The organism is Streptomyces sp. L500, assembly GCF_054551825.1.
The window spans coordinates 423,724-448,590 of sequence record NZ_JBTOLC010000001.1 but is presented as its reverse complement, the minus strand read 5'-3'; the positions used below and the strand labels follow the sequence as shown (position 1 = coordinate 448,590).

At 70.5% G+C, this 24,867-nt stretch carries 21 protein-coding genes and 2 tRNA genes; 19 read left to right on the top strand and 4 right to left on the bottom strand.

Features of this window, described 5'->3' with window-relative positions; genetic code table 11:
* Window positions 1-34 precede the first annotated feature (34 nt).
* Both ACX9I7_RS02210 and ACX9I7_RS02205 read right to left on the bottom strand, forming a co-directional pair.
* A complete protein-coding gene (locus ACX9I7_RS02210; protein WP_459386325.1) occupies window positions 35-1,216 on the bottom strand; it encodes an acyl-CoA dehydrogenase family protein in 1,182 nt (393 codons plus the stop codon).
* A gap of 340 nt (window positions 1,217-1,556) precedes the next feature.
* Window positions 1,557-2,975 carry an MFS transporter gene (locus tag ACX9I7_RS02205; RefSeq protein ID WP_387576120.1) on the bottom strand — a complete coding sequence of 473 codons (1,419 nt, stop codon included), beginning with the start codon at window positions 2,973-2,975 and terminating at the stop codon, window positions 1,557-1,559.
* A gap of 228 nt (window positions 2,976-3,203) precedes the next feature.
* Here ACX9I7_RS02205 and ACX9I7_RS02200 point away from each other — a divergent pair, with 228 nt between their 5' ends.
* From ACX9I7_RS02200 to ACX9I7_RS02190, 3 genes are all read left to right on the top strand, one after another.
* Window positions 3,204-3,641, top strand: a complete 438-nt coding sequence (locus ACX9I7_RS02200) for a winged helix-turn-helix transcriptional regulator (protein ID WP_126914150.1) — start codon at window positions 3,204-3,206, stop codon at window positions 3,639-3,641.
* 29 nt (window positions 3,642-3,670) lie between these two features.
* On the top strand, window positions 3,671-4,105 hold the full coding sequence (locus ACX9I7_RS02195) for a VOC family protein (RefSeq protein WP_459386324.1): 435 nt from the start codon (window positions 3,671-3,673) through the stop codon (window positions 4,103-4,105).
* Window positions 4,106-4,178: 73 nt separating this feature from the next.
* Window positions 4,179-4,685: an NADPH-dependent FMN reductase gene (locus tag ACX9I7_RS02190; RefSeq protein WP_387575790.1), complete on the top strand. Its 507-nt coding sequence runs from the start codon at window positions 4,179-4,181 to the stop codon at window positions 4,683-4,685.
* An 88-nt stretch (window positions 4,686-4,773) separates the two neighbouring features.
* On the opposite strand, the gene ACX9I7_RS02185 is transcribed toward ACX9I7_RS02190, so the two are convergent.
* Window positions 4,774-5,010: a GntR family transcriptional regulator gene (locus ACX9I7_RS02185; protein WP_387575792.1), complete on the bottom strand. Its 237-nt coding sequence runs from the start codon at window positions 5,008-5,010 to the stop codon at window positions 4,774-4,776.
* A 337-nt stretch (window positions 5,011-5,347) separates the two neighbouring features.
* Here ACX9I7_RS02185 and ACX9I7_RS02180 point away from each other — a divergent pair, with 337 nt between their 5' ends.
* The 15 genes from ACX9I7_RS02180 (at window position 5,348) to ACX9I7_RS02110 (ending at window position 24,411) form a co-directional block, all read left to right on the top strand.
* On the top strand, window positions 5,348-5,764 hold the full coding sequence (locus tag ACX9I7_RS02180) for an ATP-binding protein (RefSeq protein ID WP_459386323.1): 417 nt from the start codon (window positions 5,348-5,350) through the stop codon (window positions 5,762-5,764).
* A gap of 193 nt (window positions 5,765-5,957) precedes the next feature.
* A complete protein-coding gene (locus tag ACX9I7_RS02175) occupies window positions 5,958-6,290 on the top strand; it encodes a hypothetical protein (protein WP_126914146.1) in 333 nt (110 codons plus the stop codon).
* A 19-nt stretch (window positions 6,291-6,309) separates the two neighbouring features.
* Complete coding sequence (locus ACX9I7_RS02170) at window positions 6,310-6,624, top strand: pore-forming ESAT-6 family protein (RefSeq protein ID WP_189452336.1); 315 nt, start codon at window positions 6,310-6,312, stop codon at window positions 6,622-6,624.
* Between the two features lie 54 nt (window positions 6,625-6,678).
* Window positions 6,679-7,077 (top strand): DUF6507 family protein, encoded by a 399-nt coding sequence (locus ACX9I7_RS02165; RefSeq protein WP_387575798.1) that lies wholly within the window; start codon window positions 6,679-6,681, stop codon window positions 7,075-7,077.
* Window positions 7,074-9,728: a hypothetical protein gene (locus ACX9I7_RS02160; RefSeq protein WP_459386322.1), complete on the top strand. Its 2,655-nt coding sequence runs from the start codon at window positions 7,074-7,076 to the stop codon at window positions 9,726-9,728. The genes ACX9I7_RS02165 and ACX9I7_RS02160 overlap by 4 nt, the downstream gene beginning before the upstream one ends.
* Window positions 9,729-9,765: 37 nt before the next feature.
* Window positions 9,766-10,536, top strand: a complete 771-nt coding sequence (locus tag ACX9I7_RS02155) for a hypothetical protein (RefSeq protein WP_387575802.1) — start codon at window positions 9,766-9,768, stop codon at window positions 10,534-10,536.
* 161 nt (window positions 10,537-10,697) lie between these two features.
* Window positions 10,698-13,628 carry a hypothetical protein gene (locus tag ACX9I7_RS02150; RefSeq protein WP_459386321.1) on the top strand — a complete coding sequence of 977 codons (2,931 nt, stop codon included), beginning with the start codon at window positions 10,698-10,700 and terminating at the stop codon, window positions 13,626-13,628.
* Window positions 13,629-13,639: 11 nt separating this feature from the next.
* Entirely contained in the window at window positions 13,640-14,500 is an 861-nt protein-coding gene (locus ACX9I7_RS02145; protein WP_387575806.1) for an immunity 49 family protein, read from the top strand.
* A 323-nt stretch (window positions 14,501-14,823) separates the two neighbouring features.
* Entirely contained in the window at window positions 14,824-15,405 is a 582-nt protein-coding gene (locus tag ACX9I7_RS02140; protein ID WP_459386320.1) for a hypothetical protein, read from the top strand.
* Between the two features lie 55 nt (window positions 15,406-15,460).
* Window positions 15,461-15,847, top strand: coding sequence for a hypothetical protein (locus ACX9I7_RS02135; RefSeq protein ID WP_435838894.1), 387 nt, complete (start codon window positions 15,461-15,463; stop codon window positions 15,845-15,847).
* Between the two features lie 13 nt (window positions 15,848-15,860).
* Window positions 15,861-17,267, top strand: a complete 1,407-nt coding sequence (gene eccD, locus ACX9I7_RS02130; protein ID WP_459386319.1) for a type VII secretion integral membrane protein EccD — start codon at window positions 15,861-15,863, stop codon at window positions 17,265-17,267.
* 32 nt (window positions 17,268-17,299) lie between these two features.
* Window positions 17,300-18,430 (top strand): MinD/ParA family ATP-binding protein, encoded by a 1,131-nt coding sequence (locus tag ACX9I7_RS02125; RefSeq protein ID WP_387575813.1) that lies wholly within the window; start codon window positions 17,300-17,302, stop codon window positions 18,428-18,430.
* Window positions 18,431-18,540: 110 nt separating this feature from the next.
* Complete coding sequence (eccCa, locus tag ACX9I7_RS02120; protein WP_387575815.1) at window positions 18,541-22,569, top strand: type VII secretion protein EccCa; 4,029 nt, start codon at window positions 18,541-18,543, stop codon at window positions 22,567-22,569.
* Complete coding sequence (locus ACX9I7_RS02115) at window positions 22,566-24,002, top strand: DUF6177 family protein (RefSeq protein WP_459386318.1); 1,437 nt, start codon at window positions 22,566-22,568, stop codon at window positions 24,000-24,002. The genes eccCa and ACX9I7_RS02115 overlap by 4 nt, the downstream gene beginning before the upstream one ends.
* Window positions 24,003-24,216: 214 nt before the next feature.
* Window positions 24,217-24,411 carry a hypothetical protein gene (locus tag ACX9I7_RS02110; RefSeq protein ID WP_126914139.1) on the top strand — a complete coding sequence of 65 codons (195 nt, stop codon included), beginning with the start codon at window positions 24,217-24,219 and terminating at the stop codon, window positions 24,409-24,411.
* Between the two features lie 82 nt (window positions 24,412-24,493).
* Here ACX9I7_RS02110 and ACX9I7_RS02105 read toward each other — a convergent pair.
* Window positions 24,494-24,567, bottom strand: a tRNA-Gly gene (locus ACX9I7_RS02105).
* 186 nt (window positions 24,568-24,753) lie between these two features.
* Between ACX9I7_RS02105 and ACX9I7_RS02100 the strand changes: the two genes are divergently transcribed.
* Window positions 24,754-24,830: transfer RNA gene (locus tag ACX9I7_RS02100), tRNA-Pro, on the top strand.
* Window positions 24,831-24,867 lie beyond the last annotated feature (37 nt).

Genomic DNA, 24,867 nt, shown 5'->3' with positions numbered 1-24,867 from the left:
GAATCCGTGGAATCCGTCGAATCCGTCGGATCCGTCAGAGGAAGAGGGTGTCGGGGGCGAGGCCGAGCAGGGAGCGGCCGTGCACCTCCTGGTTGGTGCGGTAGGCGAACAGCGCGTGGAGCGCCAGGCCCCGCATGTCGCGGTGGAACCGCTGGAAGGCCACGTCCCGCATGATCACGGAGGCGCCGGCGGCCTCGAAGAGCTCGTCCACGGCCTGGTTGGCGAGCTCGATGGCGAAGGCCGCCCTGCCGCGCGCCGCCGCCCGCTCGGGGGCGGTCGGGAGGGTGCCCGCGTCCGCGTGCCGCTGGAGCTCGCGCAGCCAGCCCTCCTGGAGGGCCTCGGCGGCCGCGATCTTGTTCTCGGCCTGGGCCACCTGGACCTGGGTCACCGGCGACTGGCTCTGGTCGGTCCAGGACGTGTAGGTGATGCCGCGGCCGGGCAGCCGGTCCAGGAAGAGCTCGTACGCGCCCCTGGCGAGCCCGAGGTAGGCGGAGGCGCCCAGGGCCATGAAGAACGGGATGAACGCGTAGTTGCGGCCGGTGGCACCGGTGTTGGACCGGTCGCCGGTGCTGCCGGCGAGCACGTCCAGGAGGCTGACGACGCGGTGGGCGGGCACCCGTACCGCGTCGGCGGTGACGGTGGAGCTGCCGGTGCCGGCGCCGGCGGAGGCGTGCCAGTCGTCGGCGATGGTCAGCTCGGAGACGCGCACCAGGGCTGCGGAGGGCGCGGGCGTGCCGTCCGGCCCGGGCAGCAGGGCCGCGAGCAGCGCCCAGTCGGCGCCCCGGCAGCCGGAGATCCAACCCCAGCTGCCGCTGAGGGTGTAGGCGCCGTCCTCGGTGGGGGCGAGGGTGCCGGAGGGGGTGAAGCCGGTGGAGACGCGGACCGAGCCGCCCGCGTACACCTCCTCCTGGGCCGCGTCCGGGAAGAGGCTCGGCACCCACGCGCTGGACGCCCAGATCATCGACACCCAGCCGGTGGCGGTCTCGGCGCGCGCGATCTCGGACACGATCCGGGTCAGGTCGGCGACCGGGGCCTCAAGGCCGCCGAAGCGACGCGGGACGCTCAGCCGGAACACGCCCGCCTTGTCGAGCAGTTCGATGTTCTCGTCCGGGATCCAGCGCCGCTCCTCGGCCTCGGGGCCGGTGGCACGGAGCGTGGCGGCCAGGGCGGTCACCTCGTCGAATACGGCGGCGACGGCGCTGTCGGTGGTGGACATCATGCCTCCAGAAAGTTATCGGCTTTTCCGTGCGATCCGATTCTTTCGAGGGGCAGTCATGTGCCGGTAACGGCTATTCCTCGGGGGAGGAACGGGACGGCAACCGGGGGGCGGTGGGTTTCACGGCAGGAGGAAATGAGCCGGTAATTCAACTGGTAACCCACCCGGTAACCCGTGCGGTAACCCACCCGGTAATCCGTCCGCTAACCCGGCCGGTGATCGGGTGGGCAAGCCGTTCCCGGGAAATGAAAAAGCGCCCTGCCCCGGGCAGCGGGTGCGGCCGGGGCAGGGCGCCGTGGGAGGCCGGCTTCGGGGGAAGAGCCGGCGGGGCGGGTGGGGGTCAGGCGTCGACGGGCTCGCGGACGGGGTCGGTGCCCGCCGCGGCGGCGTCCTCGATGCCGGAGCGGTTGCCCAGGCCGAACGCGCTGATGAAGGCGGCGATCAGCGCGGCGGCGAGCGGCACGATCAGCGCGGCCCGGTAGCCGTCGAGCTGCGCGGCGGGCGACGTGCCGTGCGTGGCGCCGATGGAGACGGCGGTCACCGAGGACAGGCCCAGGGCCGCGCCGAACTGGAAGGAGGTGTAGAGCAGACCACCGGCCACACCCTGCTCCTCCTCGTCGATGCCCTCGGTCGCGATGATGGTCAGCGGGCCGTAGGCCAGCGAGAAGGCGAGGCCGAGGATGATCAGGCTCGGGAACATCGCCAGGTACGTCCAGTCCATGTTCACCGGCAGGAACAGGGCGTAGGACAGCGCGGCCAGCAGCAGACCGCCGAAGATCACCCGGGCGTTGCCGAACTTCGCGACCAGCTTGGGCGTGAGCGTCGGGGAGAGGATGGAGTCGATGCCGATGACGATGAGCGCGAAGCTCGTCTGGAGGGTCGACCAGCCGCGCAGCTCCTGGAGGTAGAGCACCGCGACGAACTGGAACCCGAAGAATCCGGCGGCGAAGAGCAGGCCCGTCACATTGCCGCGGATGAGCGCGCCGTTGCGGAAGAGGCCCAGCCGGATCAGCGGATTGCTGGACCTGCGCTCGATGAGGACGAAGGCGAGGAAGAAGACCAGCCCGGCCGCGACCGTACCGGCCGTCACGGCGGCCGCGACGTGCGTGGCCCGCTCGACGGCGAAGACGAGGAGCAGGATGCCGGCGGTCACGCTGATCGCGCCGCCCAGGTCGACGCCCTGCCCGGACCGCTCCGGCCGCGGCGACTTGGGGATGAGGACCACGGCGGTGATGAGGATGAGCAGGGAGAGAATGACGGGGGCGAAGAACACCCAGCGCCAGCTGACCGAGGCCAGCAGCCCGCCGACGACCAGGCCGATGGAGAAACCACCGGCGGCGGTGCCGGAGTAGACGAGCAGCGCCTTGTTGCGCTGCGGGCCCTCGTCGAAGCTCGTGGTGATGATCGACAGGCCGGCCGGGGTCATGAAGGCCGCCGCGACACCCGTCACGAAGCGGGCCACGATGAGCATCCAGCCCTCGGTGGCGAATCCGCCCAGGCCGGAGAAGAGCAGGAAGACGACGAGCCAGAACACGAACATCTGACGGCGCCCGAAGAGGTCGGCCGCCCGGCCGCCGAGCAGCATGAAGCCGCCGTAGCCGAGGACGTAGGCGCTCATGACCCACTGGAGCATGCCGGTGGACATGTCCAGGTCGGCGCGGATGGACGGCAACGCCACATTGAGCATCGCCACGTCGATGCCCTCGAGGAAGATCGCACCGCACAGCACGAACAGCACGCCCCAGGCGCGCCCGCTCATGCGGTCGGTGCCGCTGCCCGATGAGGTCTGCGGTGTGGACACGGAAAGGCTCCTTGCGGGGACGGAAAAAGGGAAGGGGAGGGTGAGGAAGGGGCGGAGCGGAGGTGACACCACTCTTGAGGGCCGCTTGAAAGTGGCGTGAAAGTGGCGTGGGGCGAGGCGAGTTGGGCCGGAGAACCCGCGGTTCCCTCTTGTAACCACTCGAATCATCGGGCAGTGTGAATCGCCATGGAAGAAGGCACTTTGAAGTCACCGACTCACTGCACGGGTACCGAGGCCGAGTACGAAGTCCGGCAATGGGACACCCGCGAGGGCTGCGAGGTGCGCCAGATCCTCGACCGGGTCGCCGACAAGTGGTCGCTGCTCGTCATCGCCCTGCTGGACCGCCGCAGCCTCCGCTTCTCCGAGCTGCGCCGGGAGATCGACGGCATCAGCCAGCGGATGCTCACGGTCACCCTCCGGCAACTGGAGCGCGACGGCCTCGTCCTGCGCACGGTCCACCCGGTGGTCCCGCCGCGCGTCGACTACGAGCTCACCCCGCTCGGGGTGACCCTCCACGACACGATCCGCTCCCTGGTCATCTGGACCGAGGAACACCAGACGGAGGTCGCCGCCGCACGCGCCTCGTACGACAGCCGCACGGCTGAGGAAGCGCAGGCGTCGTAGGTTCGTTCGTACGCCACTATGGTGGGCCGATGACGTCGATCAAGCAGTTCCAGGTGACCTTCGACTGCGCGGAGCCTGAGCGCGTCGCCCGTTTCTGGTGCGAGGTGTTGGGGTACGTCGTACCGCCGCCGCCGAAGGGGTTCGCTTCGTGGGGCGACTTCGACCGCTCGCTGCCGGCTGAGCACCAGGGTTCGGCGTTCGCCTGCGTCGATCCCTCGGGTGTCGGCCCGCGACTGTTCTTCCAGCGCGTACCCGAAGGCAAGGTCGTCAAGAACCGGGTGCACCTCGACGTACGGGTCGGCACCGGGCTCGTGGGCGACGAGCGCCTCGCCGCACTCGAAGCCGAGCGCGCGCGACTGGAGGCGCTCGGCGCGGTATGCGTGCTGGTGCAGCGCGCCGATGGCATCAACGAGTCCTGCATCACGATGCAGGACATCGAGGGCAACGAGTTCTGTCTCGACTGACGGTGGTTGGCCTCGACTGACGGGCGGTGGCCTCGACTGACGGCGGTTGATGACGGTTGGCTAGTTTGGGCGGATGCCTACCGAACCACCCGTCATCCTCCTGCTGTCCGGCAGCCTGCGCGCCGCCTCCTCCAACGAGTCAGCGCTGCGCACGGCCGAGTCGATGGCCGCGTCGGCGGGGGTCCGCACGGTCCGCTACGCCGGGCTCGCGGACCTGCCGCACTTCAACCCCGACGACGACCACGACCCGCTGCCGGCCCCGGTCGTGGAACTGCGGACGGCGATCGCGGAAGCCGCGGCCGTCCTGATCTGCGCCCCCGAGTACGCGGGCACGCTGCCGGGCTCGTTCAAGAACCTGCTGGACTGGACGGTCGGCGGGACCGAGATCTGCGACAAGCCGGTGGCATGGGTGAACGTGGCCCCGGCAGGACGCGGCGGGGGAGCGGAGGCCACGCTGCGGACGGTGCTGAGCTATACGGGAGCCGCCATTGTGGAGCCCGCGTGCGTGAGGATTCCGCTGGGGGAAGGCGCGGAGGTGGAGCTCCGGCGGGTGCTGGCACTGCTGGCGGAGGCCGCCTGAGCGGGGTGGTTCGCGCTGCCTTGTCGCGAGGCAGCGCGAACCTCGGCGGGAAACGCCCAAAAGCCCCATCGGGGTGAGGGTTTCGCTGTTAAGCCAGGTCTTTCGAGACGAACGAGCCCATCCCGGGCTCGGTGTAGATGAGACCCTCCGCGCGGAGCGCACGGTGCACCTTGTGCGCCGTGACGCTGGCGATGCCGAACTCCTCGGTCAGTTGAAGCACCGACGGCACGCGCGTGCGGGGTTGGTAGGTGCCGTCCTTGATGCGCTGACGGATCACATCGGCGACCTGTCGCCAGCGGGGAATATCCGGAGCGAATTCGATCACATGCGTAAGCTACGCAACCCATGGCGCTCTAGTCGAGATACATAGTGGTCATCGCTATGCACCGTGCTATATCACGCCCTACGCTCCGTGCCTGATGACCCGGACCCCGGCGGCCGCTGCAACCGGCCCCGGGGCATGGCCAACGCTGCGATAGGAGCGTCGACATGCTCAACCTTATCCGCCGCCTCGCCTCATGGGGCAGGCGGCCTCAACGCCCCCGCACTCCCCACACCCCGCATCCCCAGAGGCGCGACTACGCGGTCGTAGTCACCGCACACGGCATCAACTTCGTGCCGCGTCAGCCGAGCGCAGCGGACATGGCGGGGGAGGTGGCCCGATGAGAGGGGATCGCTACGCCCTCACGGCCCCCACCGCGCCGTCCACGGCTCGGCTCGCGCGGGAGTTCGTCACGGCGACGCTCGTCGCCGCCGAGCGGCGGCTGCTCATCGAGCCGGCACGGCTCTGCGTCTCGGACACTGTCGCGAACGTGGTGCGGCACGCCCGCGTGCCGGAGCTGACGGTGGAGATGACCGTCCATGCCGAGAACGTGGTCGTCGCGGTCCGCGACGACGACCCGGGGCGGCTGCCGTGGCCGCGTCAGGCCGTCGGCGAGAGGGGCGGCGACGGCCGGGGCCTGGCGCTCGTACGCAGGTTGTCGCACGCCTCGGGTGTGACGTGGGTGTGGGACGGCCTCGACGTCGTTGGCAAACAGGTGTGGTTCGAGCTACGGGAGTGCGCGGCGCTCACCGTGTGACATAAGGAGCCAAAGGGGCCACTGACGATTGTCAGTGGCCTCTGCCATGGTGTGTGCAACGACGGGGAAACGACCTGCACACGTTCGTAACAGAGTGCTCGTCAGCCCCGGAAGCGCTTTGTGATCACCTTGACGATGTTGATAGACATGTTCGAGTCGTCAGTGACACATGAGAAACGACGGGGGTGAGCTCGTGAAGTTCGATATGGGACAAACGACGCTGTCCGGACTGATTTCCCGGACGCGTGGTTCCAGTGACGATCTGGGCGGTCTGATCCGCCAGCTGATCGTGGCCGCGCAGCCGCTGGAGGGCAAGTTCAACGGCGCGGGCAAGGCCGCCTTCGACCAGTTCAAGTCGCACTCCGACGAGGTGACGGCCGCGCTGAACAGCTCGCTGAGCGCGATTCTCGGCGGCCAGTCCGGCATGGACTCGTCGTTCGGCCAGGGTGACCAGGAGTCGGCGGACAACGCGCGCCAGCAGATGGCTGCGGCGAACTTCGACGCGGCCCGCTTCTCGGGTCGCTAGGAAAACGGGGGTAATCGACATGGCTGGTGCGGGTGCGGACCGTCGTAGTTACGACACGGGCGCGTCGAGCGAGGTGCAGGGATCGCTCGCGGGCATCATCTCGCGGCTGGAGTCGGTGCTGAGCGAGCGTGACGCCGCGGTGAAGGCGGCGATGGCCGACTTCCAGGCCGATGGCGTCTCGGATCAGTACCACGGCAAGGAGCAGCGCTGGAACAAGGCGGCGACCGAGGTCCGCCAGATCATCCACCTGCTGCGCTCCACGATGGAGAAGAACGACGGCACGGCGCAGTCGACGCTCTCCAAGGCGAAGGCCGCGGTCGACGCCATCGGCTGAGGCCCGCGCCGACGGGCGAGAGCAAGCAGCGTTTCGTAGAACGGGGGAGACATCGTGTCCAAATGGGATATTCAGCCGGACGGTGTCCGTACGGTACTGAATAACACCGGTGAGATCGCCGGGAAATTCGAGGAAGAATTCACGGCCTACAGCGAGGGCCTGGTCGGCTCCGCGACATCGGCGGGCACGATGATCCTGGGCGGGACGAAGGCGCCCGAAGGGGGCGCGTTCGGTCCCGTCGCCCAGGCGCTGCAGGAGTTCCAGCAGCACACGGAGAACGACGTGAAGTTCCTCCCCGTTCGCGCGGGCAAGTCCATCAAGGGCGCCCGGGAGGCCACTGAGGCGTACCTCAAGGGCGACGACGAGATGCTGCAGAACAAGCAGCACATGGCCGCGCAGGCGCCGACTCCGGAAGAGCTCAAGGGCCCGGGCGCGAAGGACGGCAAGCCGTGATCGACCCCAGCAAGATTCCCACGTACACGGGCAATCTGGAGCAACTGGAGACGCACGCGGCGTCGCTCAAGAAGACCGCGGGCAACATCCGGACCACCGGCAAGGACGTCCACAACGCCTTCCAGGCGCTGGACCCGGTCTACAACGGTCCCGAGGAGAAGGAACTCTTCAACTCGACCATTCCGGTCCGGGACAAGGCCGACGATTTCGCGAAGAAGCTGGAGTCCGTCGGCGGCGCGCTGCAGAGCTTCGCGACGGAGGCGAAGCCGCTGGTCGACAAGATGGACCGGCTCCGCAAGGAGGCCGAGGCCTTCGTCGCCGCGAACAAGGGCGACGACGACTGGCAGAAGGACCAGAAGAAGATCGATCAGAACGCTCGGATGGTCAGCGAGGTCGGTACGACCTGGGTGGCCTTCCAGGGCGTCGAGCGTGACGCGGCCAACAAGATCACCGCGTTGGTGGGCGGCACGAAGTTCGTTGTCGATGACGGTTCGCACAAGGCCGGCATGTACGGCTTCAAGGAAAGCGACGTCAAGGACGCGAAGGAGACCCCTTGGGGCACGGTCGACAAGCGTGAGTACACCGGCTGGCGGGCCGCGTGGGAGTGGACGAAGGACAACGTCGGCGGTGCGCTGAAGGGCTTCTTCGTCGACGGCGTCTGGGGCACCATCAAGGGCCTCGGCAGCATGGTCAACGTCTTCGACTGGGACAACTTCAAGAAGACCTGGTCGGGCATTGGTGACGTCTTCGGTGGTGTCAGCGCGTACATCATGACGCCGTACGACTGGGCCATGGACAAGATGTTCGGCCCGGTCGACCACAGCGACACCGACAAGCAGAAGGCGGCCCTGCGTAACTTCGGCAAGTCGCTCGTCGCCTGGGACGAATGGGGCAAGGACCCGGCGCGGGCGTTCGGGACGGTGCTGTTCAACGGCATCACGATCGGCTCGGGCAGCCTCCTCAAGCTCGGCAAGGCCGGCGAGGTGGCCAACGCCGGCAAGGTGAGCGCGGGTGCGAAGATCGCGGGCGCGCTGGGCAAGGCTGGCGCGCTCTCCGACCCGATGAGCTACCTCGGCAAGGCGGCGAACGTCACCAAGATCAAGGTCGGCGACTTCATGGAGGGCCTGAAGGCCAGCCGCGAGGGCCTGAACGACCTGGGCAAGAACCTGCCCACGGGCACGGGCGCCCACCCGGTCGAGCCCCCGGCGACGCCCGCCGCGCACACGGGCGACGCGCCCCACGCGGGCACTCCCGCCCACACGGGCGACGGCCTCCACTACACCGACAACAAGGGCAACCCGCGGGTCGTCCACGGCGACGGCACCATCCGCGACCCGCAGGGCAACATCGTGCCCAACACGAAGGCCATCGAGGAGCCGCACAAGTCGGACCTGCCCAACACCACGCACGAGCACGAGACCGTTCCCTCCAAGGAGAAGGTCCTGGAGGGCGCCGGCGGCCCCGGCCACGTGGCCGACCACTCGACGGGCAGCGGCTCGGGTACGCACGGTTCGTCCGGCGGCTCGGGTGCCCACGGCGCCGGCAGCGGCGGCTCGCACACCCCGCCCGGCAGCGGCGGCGGTCACGGCACGCCGCCCTCAAGCGGCGGCCACGGCCCCTCCGACCCCGGCTCGGGCTCAGGCAAGGACGCGGGCCACGACGGCGGCTCGGGCTCGGGCAAGGGCGCAGGCCACGACGGCGGCTCGGGCTCGGGCAAGGACGCGGGGCATGACTCCGGTTCGGGTACGGGCAAGGACGCGGGCCACGACGGCGGCGGCTCCAGCAAGGACACCGGCTCCAGCAAGGACACCGGCTCCGGTCACGACTCCGGCTCGGGTAAGGGCGCGGGCTCCGGCCACGGCGGCGCCGGCCACGACGGCACCGGCTCCGGAAAGGGCGCCGGTCACGACGGCACCGGCACCGGCACCGGCGCGGGTCACGGCGGCGGCTCCGGACACGACGCCGGTGGTTCCGGTCACGACGGCGGTGGCTCAGGCCACGACGGCGGCGGATCCGGCACGGATTCCGGATCTGGATCCGGATCCGGGTCGGGCGACCACACGCCGCCCGGCACGTACAAGCCGGGTCACGGCGAGGAGGTCCCGAACCTCAAGCGTCACGACAACAACTTCTCGGACACGCACAACCACAAGGGCCAGCGCAAGAGCTACCTCAACGAGGACGGCGACCTCGTGCCCGCCAACCCCGACGGCGACGCGTCGATCGTCGACCACATCGTGGGACGCGAGCCGAAGAAGTCGGAGAGCCCCTACACCTCCACCAGTGAGGACGGCGCCAACGCCAAGGACTACGGCGGCCAGAAGATCTCGATCGATCTGCCCCGGCTCGTGGACGACATAGCCAAGGGCAAGGTCAAGGGCGTGGAGGTCTATTCGCCGAAGGAGGTCGAGGCGGCCATCCAGCAGAGCGCCGACAAGATCGCCGGCCGGCCCATCGACATCAGCGTCCCGCCGAACACGCCGCACCCCGAGATCGACGAAATGGCCCAGAAGATTGCCAAGGACCTCGGTCTGGGCAAGGCCAAGACGAAGAGCCTCGCGCAGCGCATGAAGGACATGATGCACACACGCCGGGACTCGGAATGGCTCATCAAGGGCATCGTGCCGCATGACTACATCACCGGACCGTGACGGCGGCCGACGGGCGGAATGCGAAAGGATGCCACTCATGACCCGCTTCAGTGAATTGCTCGGCACGGATTTCGACGGTGAGCCGACGACCGACATCGAGGACGTGCTCTACGGGGCCTTCGACGACCCCGGGCACCGGGACCGCGTCCCCGGGCTCGTCGAGCTGATGAACGACCCCGCCGCGCCGGAGATCGAACGATTCCTGGCCTGCCTGGCGCTGACGATGTGGGGCGAGGCGGCCGGTTACGAGGCGGTGCTGCGGGCCGCCGCGGATCCCGAGGCCACGCCCTGGTACGACTTCTCGATCGACCGCAAGTTCTCCGTCGACAGCACGTTCGCGCAGCTCGCGGACGCCGTGGCCGAGCGGGACCTGGCGGAGGAGAAGGGCACCGAGGCCCTGCGGGTGGAGGCGGCCCGCGCCCTGGTGCGGCTGGCCGACAGCCAGTACTTCGAGGACAAGCTGGGCGAGCTGTTCGACAATGCCACGCTCCGGGCGTTGCTGGACGACATCAAGGACGTCGTCGGCCGGGGCGTGCGGTTCCTGACCACGGACGAGAAGCGCCGGTTCGACCTGCCCACTCAGCTGGTCGACCTGGCGAGCGGGGTGTCCACCGTCGACGGCCCGCTGGGCGTGGAACTGGCCATGAGCGTGCTCGACGCCGGCACCTACCCCCGCACGCTCAAGCACGCCGTCCCCATCGTCCACCGCGCCCAGGGCCCGGAGGCCCGCCGGCTCGGCGAGTACCTGCTGACGGTCGGCGACGAGGACGTGCGGCGACAGGTCCAGGAGATCCTGAACGGGTCCTGAGACCGGCGCAGTCGCTGACACGCCGGTGTCGGGCACGGTCTCACCACGCCGTGCCCGGCACCCGCGTGTCCGTCCATGGTCATGGTTGGTGCGTGGCGTGCGCTCTCTCGCATCGGGGGGCGAGCAGCGGTTCCGGCACTTCGGGGGAAGGGCAATAAGTCGTGATCGATCCCAGTAAGATACCCACCTTCACGGGCAATCTGGAGCAACTGGAGACACACGCCTCGTCGTTGAAGACGACGGCGGGCAACATCCGGACCACCGGCAAGGACGTCCACAACGCCTTCCAGGCGCTGGACCCGGTCTACAACGGTCCGGAGGAGAAGGAACTCTTCGCTTCGACCGCTCCGGTCCGGGACAAGGCCGATGAGTTCGCGAAGAAGCTGGAGTCCGTCGGCGGGGCGCTGCAGAGTTTCGCGACGGAGGCGAAGCCGCTGGTCGACAAGATGGACCGGCTGCGCAAAGAGGCCGAGGAATTCGTCGCCGCGAACAAGAGTGACGACGACTGGAAGAAGGACCAGAAGAAGGTCGACCAGAACGCGCGGATGGTCAGCGAGGTCGGCACGACCTGGGTGGCCTTCCAGGGGGTCGAGCGCGACGCGGCCAACAAGATCACCGCGCTCGTGGACGGCACGAAGTTCGTCGTCGACGACGGCTCGCATCAGGCCGGCATGTACGGCTTCAAGGAAAGCGACGTCAAGGACGCGAAGGAAACTCCTTGGGGCACGGTCGACAAGCGTGAGTACACCGGCTGGCGGGCCGCGTGGGAGTGGACGAAGGACAATGTCGGCGGTGCGCTGAAGGGCTTCTTCGTCGATGGTGTGTGGGGCACCATCAAGGGCCTCGGCAGCATGGTCAACGTCTTCGACTGGGACAACTTCAAGAAGACCTGGACGGGTATCGGCAATGTCTTCGGTGGTGTCAGCGCGTACCTCATGACGCCGTACGACTGGGCCATGGACAAGATGTTCGGCCCGACCGACCACAGCGACACCGACAAGCAGAAGGCGGCCCTGCGCGAATTCGGCAAGGGCCTCGTCGCCTGGGACGAATGGGGCAAGGACCCGGCGCGCGCGTTCGGGTCGGTGCTGTTCAACGGCCTGACCATAGGTGCCGGCAGCCTTCTCAAGCTCAGCAAGGCCGGCGAGGTGGCCAACGCCGGCAAGGTGGGCGCGGGCGCGAGGGTCGCAGGCGTGCTGGGCAAGGCGGGCGAGTTCGTCGACCCGATGAGCTACCTCGGCAAGGCGGCGGGCGTCACCAAACTCAAGGTCGGCGACTTCATGGCAGGTCTGAAGGCCAGTCGCGAGGGCCTCGACGACCTGGGCAAGAACATACCCACGGGGACGGATGCCCACCCGGCCGGGACACCGGCGACGTCGGCCGCGCACCCCACGCCTGCGGGGTCCGGCCATCCGGCACCCGAGGGCACCCCGGCGGCCTCCGGCGCCGCCTCGGCGCACCCCGGCGGAACGCCCGCGCACACCAGCGGTCCCACGCATGCCGCCGGCGGCGCTCCCGCGCACCCGGCCGACACCCCGGCGTCGCACACGGGCGGTTCGAAGGCCTCGGACGGCCTTCACTACACCGACCGCGAAGGCAACCACCGCGTCGTCCACGGCGACGGCACCATCCGGGACGAGCACGGCAACGTCGTGCCCGACACGAAGCCCAAGCAGGAGCCGCACAAGGACGACCTGCCCAACACCACGCACGAGCACGAGCACGCGGACGAGCACCGGACCGCTCCCGTGACGGAGCCGGCGAAGGTCCTCGAAGGAGCGGGCGGCCCCAGCCACGTGGAGCACGCGGGTGGACACCCGTCCTCTTCGCACCCGTCCTCTTCGCACCCGACCTCCATGCAGCCGGCCAACATGCGCTCCGGCGACGGCGCCCACCCGACGGGTGGCGGCACCGGCGGCCCGAACTCCACGCCCCATATGGGCGGTGGCGGCGGCTCTCAGCCGCCGCACGCCGGCGGTCCGCACGGCCCCTCCGGGCACGGTGGCCCGAGCACCCCGGCACACGCCTCGCACGCCACTCCGGGTTCCGGCGCCGATGGTCACCATGCCGGGGGTCACGGTTCCCATGGCAACGACGGCTCCTCGCACGGCACTGCCTCAGCCCACCACGGTGGCGACGTGCCCGCGCCGGACCACGGTGGCAACGCGTCCGCGCCGGACCACGGCGGCAACGGGTCCGCGCCGCACCACGGTGCGGACGGCAATCACACGACGCCGACTCCCAAGTCGTCCACTCCGGCGGACGTTGCCGAGCAGGTGAAGAAGGCCAACACCAACCAGGAGTGGTTCGAGAAGTACTACCGGCCGAGCGACGGACACCGTCTGGACGTCACCGTCCGTGACGAGAACGGCCGCAAGCTTCCCATTCTGCGGCGGGACGAGAACGGCAATTGGAGCAACAAGTTCCCGCCGTCCGAGGACGCGACCTTCAAGTGGGACAAGGCTCGTCCGGGCGAGATGGACAAGATTCCTGCGCAGCACCTCGATGACCTGAAGGAGGCGGCCGAGCGGCGACAGAAGTCGCTCGACGACCTCAAGAAGGCCGAAAGCGACCATGCGGCCGCGGAAAAGGCTTACAAGGCCGCGGGCGGGGCCGATGACGCCCTGAAGGCCAAGCTCGACGACTTGGCGAAAAAGCTCTCCGAGGCGCATGCGGAGAAGACGGACGCCACTGAAATGTTCGGCGAGAAGGCGGCCGAATATCACGCCATACCGGAGCATTACCCCGAAGCGAAGCGGATCGACGACCGGGCGAAAGGCAATGACCGCTTCGACCAGATATATCCGACCAAGGACGGTCGCTATGTCGTGGTCGAGGCGAAGTCGGCGCCGAAGACGGAACTCAAGGACCGCTGGGGAGCGGGGCCTTACAAAAAGCGTCGGGTGGCGCAGGGGACCCGTGAATATTTCGAGACCATTCTCCTCAAAATGGAGGATCGTGGGGAGACCGAGCTCGCCGGGAAACTGGCGGCGGCTCTGGAAGCCGGCAAGCTAGACTATGTGCTGGTCAAGGGGAATCCCGTCGGCAAAATGTACGAAGGCTATCTAATGAACCATTTCGACATCGGCTAGGAGGGTCCCGAATGACAGTCACGGTACCGCGTCACCGGTTTCCCGCTGACGACGCGGCGGAGCGGGCGCAGCGGCTCGACGCCGGCGTCCAGAGCAAGATCGCCGCTCTCGAGGGGTCGCCGCGAGGGTTCAACCTGGCGTTCCACTCGTCGTTGCTCGCCGCGAACACGCACCTGGCCGTGAACCCGGACGCCTCCCTGCTCCCCACCTGGGAGGCGGTCGTGACGGCGACGCAGATCGGATCCGCCCTGTTCGCCTCGGCGACGGCGACCGGGGAAACGGTGGAGTGCCGTATCGCGCACAAGGTACGGACGATCCGCGCGACCGGGCCCACCTATTCCACGGATGCCGGTAACTGGGTGATGGCGTTCTTCCTTGCCGTCATCTGCCGTGACAAGGACCGCGCGACCGAGCTGGCCAACGTCCCGGTGTCCCTGCTGCGGGAATCCGGTGCCGAGTACGACGAGTACATCTACGCCTGGGTCGAAACGCTCCAGGCGTGGCTGCTCGGCAACGGTGACATCGGCGAGAAGCTGACCGCCGCGATGGAAGGAACGGACCCGGACGTCCTGCGGATCGCGGACCGGGAGATGATGCTGAGGATCATCTATCCCCCGATCAACCTCTTCTACCGCTACATCATCGGGGACCAGCAGGCGTTCAACGCCGAACTGGCGAAGGCGCTCGAGTGGCACAAGGAATACTGGTCGAAGGACGAGGAGCGGGCGAGCGAGTCCACCGGCCAGGTCGCCTGGGAGCCGCTGGCCGTCACCTGCCTCGCCTATGACGCCGGTTTCCCGATCGAGGTCGAGTCCGATTACCTGCCCAAGCACCTGATCGAGCGCAGCTGGGTGGGCGAGTTCGACACGTGAGCCGCGGGCGCGTGCGGAGCTGAGGTTCCTGGGGCAGCGGACGGCAACGCCCGCACGGGCGCGACCCGCCGGCCGGGGTCGAGCACGGCTTCCGGGGCGCCGACCTGACGGACGCCGCCCTGCGAGGGAACTCCTTCAAGGTCGCGGTCGACGAAACCACCGTGGTGCGCGGGGCGGACAGGTGCGGGTGATTCCGCCCGGCGGGGCGCCGGCTGAGGCCCCGCCATCGCCGAAGGCGGCGATATCCGCGTAATGTCCGGCAGCCGTCCGGCAGCGCTTTGCGTTTTCTCAGGAGAAGTTGATAGGCATGAGCGCGCCGGTGCGTGCCCAAGACCGCACCGCTTGAGAGTGCAGTGAACGATTCGGGGGATTTCGTGGCGACTCCGCCGCAGCAACAGCCATTTCCGGCACAACAGCCCGACGGGGGCCCGCAGCCCGCTCAGCCGCAGCCCGGCTGGGGCCGGCCCGGCTTTCAGCCGCAGCAGCCGCAGCAGGGATTCCAGGGGCATCCGGCCCAGGCGTACTGCCGCCTCTGCGGTGGTTTCCCCGCCGCCGATGTGACCGTCCGCGGGCATCAGGGCATTTTGATCATGATGCGGTTCCTGAGCCTGAACGGCCCGTTCTGCCGTAATTGCGGTACGGCCGTGCTGCGCGACATGACCGGGAAAACCCTGCTGCAGGGCTGGTGGAGTCCGCTCTCGCTGGTCATCATCACCCCGTTCACGCTGCTGTGGAACGTATTCGTCAGGGCCAAGCTGAACAAGCTCGAGCCCCCTGTCCCGGGCCAGCCCGGGCCTCAGCTGGATCCGGGGCTGCCGCTGCGGAAGAGGCCGGCTGTATGGGGGTTGGCGATCCCGGTGATCTGGGTGCTGTTCATGGCCTTTCAGTACGCCCGGGGTTCGTAGGGTCCGGCAGGGTCCCTAGGCCCACACCGGACGGCGGAGCGCGGCAGAGCGGGGAATGATGGCGAAGGATTACGACAGTCAACTGCTGGAGTCGGTGTCGGTACGGCGCCGGCGTATGCGTGATGCCCTGCTCTTCGGCGCCCAGCGGGCCCGCCGGACGGCCGACGAGAAGCTGGGCAAGGTATTCGCGGGGATCGCCGTCGCGGCGGTGCTGTGCGCGGGGTGCGTGGGGTGGTCGTTCATCCAGCACACCCTGGCCAAGCAGAAAGAGCAGCAGAAACAGCAGGAGCAGCGGTACGCGCCGCAAGTGACTCCGTCTCCGGCGTTGTCGCCCACGCCGTCGGACCCCAACTCCGACCCCGACTCCTCGCCCTCTCCTTCGCATACGAAGTCGGCGAAAAAACCGAAAGGAACGCACAAAGTGACGGAGCCGGCCCAGTGATAGGTTCTGCCGCGTGGTGAATACGGGGGCGAAACAGCGTACGGAATTGAGCAGGGTCACGCTTGTCGGTGAGCGCCGGCGGGTGGATCTCGTGCTCCCCGCGGACGAGCCCATCGGGCGGCTGCTGCCCGACGTTCTGCGACTGCTGGGCGACACGGTCGGCGAGCGCCCGGCCGCCCGGCATCTGATCACCGCTGAAGGAACGGTTCTGCCGCAGGACGGCACCCTCGCCGACGCCGGCGTTCCCGACGGTGCGCAGCTGCGGCTGGTACGCGTGAACGACGCGCCGTCCGCGCCGGTCGTGCACGACGTCACCGACGAGCTCGCCGAGAACCTGGACGTACGCGCCTGGCGCTGGCGTCCCGAGGCGCGGCGGTGGACCGCGAGCCTGGCGACGATCGCCCTGGCCGTGACCGCCGGTGTGCTCGCCCGCGCCAGCCTCGGGCCCGCCTCCGTGGCCGGTGGTCTCACCGTGGCCGCCGCGCTCGTCGCGGCCCTCGGCGCCGTCGCCTCCCGGATCCGTGCCCGAGGCGCCCAAGGCACCCGGAGCAACGACGGCGGCGACGGCGGCGATGACGTCGGCCGCGGCCTCGGCACGACGCTCATGCTGACCGGCGGCGCCCTCGGCACCCTCGCCGCGTGGACCGCCGCCGACGCCCATTCCTGGTCCGGGCCCGCCCGGCTCGCCGCCGTGGCCGCCGCGCTCGCGGCGACGCTCGCGCTGCTCGGGCTGTGCTCCCGCCTCGGCAAGGGCGGCCTGATCGGCGCCGGTGCCGTCGTCGTCACCGCCGGCGTGTGGGAGGCCGTCGCGGCCGCCCAGCACGACGCGGCGCGGCTGGGCTCGGTCATGGCCGTCGTCTCCGTCGTCGCCCTCGGCCTGCTGCCCCGGGTCGCGCTGATGGCCGCCGGACTCACCGGGCTCGACGACCGCCGCTCCGGCGGCGCCTCCGTCAGCCGGCACGAGGTCGAGACGGCCCTCGCGGCGACCCACCGGGGCCTGGTCCTGGCCACGGTCGCCGTCGCCGCCTCCGCCGCGGCCGGCGGCCTGCTGGCCGTCACCGCCATCTCGTGGTGGACGGTCCTGCTCACCTCCGTGCTGATGGTCGTGCTGCTGTCCCGCTCGCGCGCCTTCCCGCTCGTCGCCGAGGTCGTCGCGCTGCTGGTCGCCGCCCTCGTCCTGCTGGTCCGGCTCGTGACGCTGTGGATCGACCACGTCCCCGGCACCCCGTACGGCCCGCTGGCGGCCCTGTGCGCGGTGGCCGTCGTGCCGCTCGCCGTCCTGGCGGTCCGGCTGCCGGAGCACGTCGGCGTGCGGCTGCGCCGCGCCGTGGACCTCGTCGAGGCCGTCGGCGTCATCGCGTTGTTCCCGCTCGCTGTCGGGGTGTTCGGCGTGTACGTGCGCCTGCTCCACCAGTTCTGAGCCCCACCAGTTCTGAGTTCCAGGAGAGAGGCATGTCCCAGGACGACTGGCAGGGCGACGTCCTGCGCAACCTGCGGAACCTGACGAACGAGCTGAACGAGCTCGCCGACGGGCCGCGAACGGCGGAAGGCGGCACCGAGGACCCACAGGTCCCCGGGCCGCCCGCCCCCGTCGAGGACGCCCGGCCCGCCGCCGCGGCGGCGGTGCCCGCACCCGCCCCCCGTCCCCTGCCCACCCCGGTCACCATGGAGATCCCGCTCCCCGAGGAACTGGTCAAGGGCAAGCCGCTGAGCGGCGACTCCGCCGCCAAGCGGACCTCGCGCTCGCTGCGGCGCCTGGTGGGCTCCTCGGCCACCCGCGAGGTGGAGGAGGCCACACGCGTCGCCCAGGCGCTCCAGCAACCCCTCACCACCGGCCGGCAGATCGTCGTCACCAGCATCCGCGGCGGCGCGGGCAAGACGACCGTCTCCGCGCTGCTCGGCCGCACCTACGCCCACTACCGCCAGGACCCCGTCCTGATGCTGGAGGCCGACTCCGCGCTGGGCACGCTCCCGGCCCGGCTGGGCGTCACCAAGGTGCGCTGGACGACCAGCGACCTCGCCCAGATCATCGACCCCTCGATGCAGCTCACCGACGTCGTCGGCTACCTCGTCCAGCTCCCCGACCGGGGCTGGCTGCTGCCCGGCAGCCAGGGCCGCGTCGGCAGCCGGCTGGACCTGCCCGACTACCGCACGGTGATGGTCGCGCTGCGCCGCTATTTCGGCATCACCGTCGTCGACTGCGACACCCTGCCGAGCGAGCTGTCGCGCACCGCGCTGGCGGCCGCCCAGGCGCGGGTGCTGGTCACCCCGGCCACCGTGGAGGGCGTCACCAGCACCCGCGCGGTGCTGGACTGGATGGCGTCGCTGGGGCGGCCGAGGATGCTGACGGGAACCGTGGTGGTCGTCGCCGCGTCGTCCCCCCACATGACGCTCGACGTGACCGCGGCGAGCGAGCACCTCCAGCTCGACGGCGTGAAGGTCCTGATGCTCCCCTACGACCGGCACCTCGCCGCCGGCGGCCCGATCCGCACCGACCTGCTCGGGCAGGTGACCCGCGAGGCCGTCACCGAGCTCGCCGCCGACGTCCTCACCCGGGCCATGAGCCGGCGAACGCCCCGATGAGCCGTCGAACGACCCGATACCGGCCGACCTCCCGTTGAGCCGGCGAACCTCCCGATGCCGTCGAACGTCCCGATGCCGGCGAACCTCCCGATGAGCAGGCGAACCTCCCGATGACCACGCGAATAGTCCACCGCCCCGCCCGCACCACCCGGCCGTTGCCGGCGCCGGAGGAGCGCACCATCGAGCCGCCGCCCAACCTGCCCGAGGGCAAGACCGGCGGCGCCCTCCACACCCTCATGCCCATCGCGGGCGTGATGAGCTCCGTCGTGATGATGACGGTCGTGCGCAACAGCCAGTTCGCAGGGCTCGGCGCGATCGTGCTCGTCGTCACGGTGATCGGCTCGGTGGGCATGCTGCTGTCGCAGCGCGGCAAGGCCCAGCGCACCCGCCGCCAGCAGCGCGAGCGCTACCTCGAATACCTGGAGGAGCTCCGCGAGGAGCTGGGCGCCGAGGAGCGCGAGCGCCGCGAGACCGCCCGCGTCCTCAACCCACCGCCCGAGGCGCTCTACGACATCGTGCGCGACCCGGCCCGGCTGTGGGAGCGCCGCCGTCTCGACGGCGACTTCCTCAAGGTGCGCGTCGGCACCGGACGGATGCCCGCGCGGCCCCTGAAGGTCGGCCAGCAGGGCGGCAGCGTCCTCACCCCGCCGGACCGCTTCATGCTCAACGAGGCGGGCGCGCTCAAGAACCGTTTCTCCACCGCGGCCGACCTGCCCCTGACCGTCCCCCTCGACCGCGTCGGCGACGTCAGCGTCGTCGGCGACCGCGAGGGCGTCCTGCGCGTCGTCCGCGCCCTGCTCAGCCAGGCCGCCGTCACCCACGCCCCCGACGACGTGGCCTTCGCGCTCGCCTGCCCGGGCGAGCGGATGGCCGACTGGGGTTGGTTCAAGTGGCTGCCCCACACCCTCGACACCGAGGAGCACGACGGGCCCGTCGCCGCCCGCCGCATCGCCCCCGCGCTCGCGCAGCTCGCCCGGCTGATGGGCGCCGACCTGCGCGCCCGCGCCTCCTACGCCGCCGAGGTGCGGCGCGGCCTGTCCGGCCGGGACGCCCTGGAGATGGCGAGCCGCCTCCTCGTCGTCAGCGACGAGTACGGCCAGGACGCGCGCGAACTGCCGCGCCCCGACGAGGCCGTGGGCCTCACCGACATGGGCGTCACCGTCCTCCACCTGGTCGCCGAGCGCGTCCAGGAGCCCGGCCAGGTGTCCCTGCGCATCACCGTCGACGGCGACCGGGTCCACATCGAGGACCTGCGCCCCGCCGAGCCCGTCGTCTCCGAGGGCACCGCCGACAACGCGACCGCCGCCGGAGTGGAGGGCATCGCCCGGCTGCTCGCCCCCCTGCGGCTGTCCGCCGAATCCCTCGTGGACGCGCCCCTGTCCGGCCCCGTCGACTTCGCCGAGCTGCTCGGCATCGACGACCCGGCCGCCCTGGACGTGAAGTCCCTGTGGCAGCCGCGCGGCGAACGCGCCTTCCTGCGCGTGCCCATCGGCGTGAGCGACTCCCGCGAGCCCGTCCTGCTCGACCTCAAGGAGTCCTCCGAGCTCGGCATGGGCCCGCACGGCCTGTGCGTCGGCGCCACCGGCTCCGGCAAGAGCGAACTCCTGCGCACCCTCGTCCTCGCGCTGGTGGCCAGCCACCCGCCGGAGGACCTGGCCATGGTCCTCGTCGACTACAAGGGCGGCGCCACCTTCGCGCCCTTCGCCGACCTGCCGCACGTCGCCGGCGTCATCACCAACCTGGAGAACCAGGCCGGCCTCGTCGAGCGCGTCCACTCCTCCCTCGCCGGCGAGGTCCAGCGCCGCCAGCAGGTCCTCAAGGACGCCGGGAACGTCGCCGACATCGGCCACTACGCCGCCCTGCGCGAGACCCGCCCCGACCTCGACCCGCTGCCCCACCTGTTCGTCGTCATCGACGAGTTCGGCGAACTCCTCACGGCCAAGCCGGACTTCATCGACCTGTTCCTGTCCATCGGCCGCATCGGCCGCTCCATCGGCGTCCACCTGCTGCTCTCCAGCCAGCGCATCGAGGGCGGCAAGCTCAAGGGCCTGGACACCTACCTCTCCTACCGGCTCGGCCTGCGCACCTTCTCCGCCGACGAGTCCCGCACCGTCCTCGACACCACCGACGCCTTCCACCTGCCGCCCATCCCCGGCTTCGGCTACCTGAAGGTCGACACCAGCGCCTACGAGCGGTTCAAGGCCAGCTTCGTCTCCGGCCCCTATCGCGGCCCCGTGACGCGCGCCACCGAGGACGAGGGCCCCGCTGTCTTCCCCTACCCGGACTTCAACACCCTCGGCGAGCCCGAGGACGCCCCGGGCGACGGCGAACAGCCCGCCATGCGCCACCGCAACCCCGGCCCCACCACCATGTCCGTCGTCGTCGACCAGCTCCGCGACGCCGCCGTCCCCACCCGTGCCATCTGGCTGCCGCCGCTGCCCCGGGCCATCGCCCTGGACACCTCGGCCGGCCCCCTCCAGGCCGGCACGCGCGGCATGCAACTGGCCGTCCGCCCCGGCCCCATGCGGGTGCCGCTCGGCCTCCTCGACGACCCGGCCAAGCAGTGGCAGGGCCAGTGGATCCTCGACCTCACCGTCGCCGGCGGCCACGCCGCCGTCATCGGCGGCCCCCAGTCCGGCAAGACGACCCTGCTGCGCACCCTCGCCCTGTCCCTGGCGATGACCCACACCCCGCGCGAGGCCGGCGTCTACGGGCTCGACCTGGTCGGCGGCGGCCTCGCCGCGCTCTCCGGGCTGCCCCACGTCGGCGGCATCGCCGGCCGCGCCGACCGCGAACGCGTCAGCCGCACCGTGGAAGAGGTGCGCGGCATGCTGGCCGCCCGCGAGGAACTCTTCCGCGAGCACGGCATCGACTCCGTCGAGCGGCTGCGCGAACTGCGCGCCGAGGGCCGGCTGCCCGAGCTGTCCTCCACCGAGATCGTGCTGCTCATCGACGGCTTCGGCGCCCTGCGCGACGACTTCGAGGAGATCGAGGACGCCGTCAACGACCTCCTCAAGCGCGGCGGCGGCTACGGCATCCACGTCGTCGCCGCCATGCACCGCTGGAACGACTGCCGCATCGCCACCCAGTCGATGTTCGGCACCCGCGTCGAGCTCCGCCTGAACGACCCCGGCGACTCCAGCATCGACCGCAAGCTCGCCGAGACCCTCGGCCCGGACGAGAAGGGCCGCGTCCTGACCGACGGCAAGCTCTTCGCCCAGACCGCGCTGCCCCGCATCGACTCCCTCGCCAGTACCTCCGAGCTGGGCCCGGCCGTCGAACAGGCCGCCATGGTCATCCGCTCGTCCTGGTCCGGCGACGGCGCCCAGCGGGTGCGCGTCCTGCCCGCCCGCATCCCGGCGCCCTCGCTGCCGTCCGTGTCCGCCGAGCCCAACCGCGTGCCGATCGGCCTCGACCAGACGGCGCTCGCGCCCGTCCTGCTCGACCTGTTCAGGCGCGACCAGCACCTGATGATCCTCGGCGACAGCGAGTGCGGGAAGACCAACATGCTGCGGCTGGTCGCCCAGGGGCTCATGGAGCGCTACTCCGACGAGGAGATCGTCTTCGCGGTCTTCGACCCCCGCCGGGGCCTGCGCAAGCTGATCCCCGAGGAGTACCGCGGCGGCTACGCGCACAACTCCCGGCTCTGCGGCGCCCTGGCCACCGGCATCGCCACCGAGCTCGAGAAGCGGATGCCCGACGACCTCGCCGCCCAGGACGCCCTGGCGTCCGGCACCTGGTACTCCGGCCCGCGCATCGTCATCCTCATCGACGACTACGACATCCTCACCACCGCGGGCCAGCAACCGCTCGCGCCCTTCCTGCCGTTCATCCCCTCCGCCCAGGACATCGGCCTCCACTTCGTCGTCACCCGCCGCGTGGCGGGCGCCTCGCGGGCGCTCTACGAGCCGTTCCTGATGACCCTGCGCGAGAGCGGCACCACGGCCGTCGTCATGGCCGGCGACCGGCAGGAGGGCCAGCTCTTCCCCGGCGTCTACGCCGGGGCGCAGCCGCCCGGCCGCGGCACGCTCGTCCGCCGGGGCGAGGCGACGCGACTGATCCAGACGGCGCTGGCGGCGGAGGACGCCGAACCCACCGGCAGCACAGTCACCACGGGAGACACGGGGAACACCGCATGACCAAGGACGTGATCGCGCTCACCGAGCGCATGCCGGACGCGACGAGCGTCCTGGCGGGCCTCCTCGCCGGCGGCCCCGACCTGCGGGTCGAGACCACCGGCGAGGGCGCCGTCATCCAGCTCTGCGACGCCGAGGGACGGCCGCTGGTCTCGATCGAGGCGCCCCTGATGCTCCAGGTGCCCGGGGAGGCCGACCGGCTGCTCGGCCCCGGCGCCGCGCCTGCGGGCGAAGGCCCCGCCTGGTGGATCGAGGCCCGGGCCACCACCGGCGTCCCCGAGGCCGAGCGCCTCGCGGGCGCCTTCGCGGCCCGGCTGACGATGCTGCTGGGCGGCCGGGTCTGGCCGCCGGACGCCCCCGGCACCACCGGGGCCGCCCGCCCCGTCGACGTCTCGGGCATCACGGCCGTCCCCGTGCCGGCCGCCGCCCAGCCGGCCGTCGACATGCTCACGGACCAGGCCGCGATCGTCCTCCAGGACCGGCCCGTCGTCCCCATGACCAGCTGGCTCTCGGAAGTGCTCCGCGCCACCGTGGAGAGCGACCGGGCCCTGCAGATCGTGACGCCGCCGCACTGCCACCTCTCCCTCGCCACCCGCCAGCTCCTCCAGTCCACCCCGTCGCGCTGGGTGGTGCAGGACGAGCGCGGCGGCTACTACGACGGCCTGACCGGCGCGGTGCTGCGCTGGCAGGACGGCGCCTTCGTACCGGACCGGGGCGAGGACGGCGAGACGCCGGTGGCGGATGCCTTCGCGGAGCCCGCGCGCACCGCCGGCACCGCCCGCACCGAGGAGCGCCAGCTCGTCGTCTCCTTCCGCACCCACCACCGGCCCGAGGCGGACCTCGTCCTCGGCGGCGCGCTGGAGGCCGCCTGGCGGGCGCTGACGGGCGGCCCGCCGGCCGGCTGGGGCACGGCGGAACCCGCGGGCCTGGCCTGGTCCCGCCGCCAGCTGACGGATCTGGCCTACCGGCGCGCCCCCGAGCCCACCTGGACGATGGCCGTCGGCACCCCCGACCGCCCGGCCCTCGCCACGCTGCGCGTGGAGCGCACGCCGGACGGCGTGGAGGAGGACGTCACCCTCACCCTCGGCTACGGCCCCGGCGAGCGGCTGCCGCTGGACGCGCTGCCCGCGCTGGCCGGCGAGCTGGTGACCGGGTACGGGCTGAAGACCATGGTGTGCCAGCTGCGTGAGGCGCGCCGGGACCTGACCGCTCCGCCCCGCTTCGAGCGGCTCCCGGTGCCGTACGCGTTCGCCCTGGGCGCGGAGGGGGTGCGGGAGGCCGGCCACGACCGCGCGGCCCGCCCGCCCCTGCCGGAGGCCCCGCTGCGGCTGGGGCCGGAGTCCGGGCCGGGCTTCTTCTACGCGTTGGGGGACGGCGAGTCGGACGAGGGCTGGGGGGCGTTGGAGGCGCTCATCCGCCATCTGCGGGGCGCGTAACCCGGCGCGCTCCCGGCACTGATCACACTATTGCTCCGAATGCATGGTTCCGTTTTCACCCCTCTCCCTGAGAACCCCTGGTAATACCCCGATGAATCGTCACGGCATCGCAACCGGAGGCGAGTTGGTGGCACGATGGTCGGGTGGGGGGTGTGCGGGACGGCATTGGCTCCCGGGCCCGGCCAGGTGCTTCCGACCGAAGGTGTGATCAGTTGTGGCCATTTCACTGTCCGTGGTGCTGCTTTTGGCGATCATCCTGGTGGTGATGATCCGCAGTAAGAACATCAAGGCGGGGCCGGCGATCGTGGCGATCCTCTTCGGCTTCTTCCTCGCCTCCACGGGCATGGCACCGTCGATCAATCGTTTCCTCAGCTCGCTCGCGCAGACGATAAACGGCATCAAGTTCTGAGGCGGGGCCGAGGGCCGGAGCGAGTGCCGGACCGAGTGCCGGGCGAAACAAAAACGCCTCCGGCGGGGCCGGAGGCGTCATGTGGAGCGGGCGACGGGAATCGAACCCGCGTAGCCAGTTTGGAAGACTGGGGCTCTACCATTGAGCTACGCCCGCGTGCGCCGTACGCACCCCGATGGCGGTGCGGCACGGTGTGCATCGTAGCGGGTCGGGGCGGTCCGCCGCACGCCGCCCCCGGATGCGCCCCCCACGCGCCCCCTCGTGCACCGTCGTCCCCGTCCTGCCCTGCGAAAAAGCGGCGTCCGGCACCCCTGGGGGCATGTACCCTACGTGTCGCACCGACGGGGTGTGGCGCAGCTTGGTAGCGCGTCCGCTTTGGGAGCGGAAGGTCGTCGGTTCGAATCCGGCCACCCCGACCAGCAAGATCACATTGTGGGGCCCCTCGTGCGTGCGGTT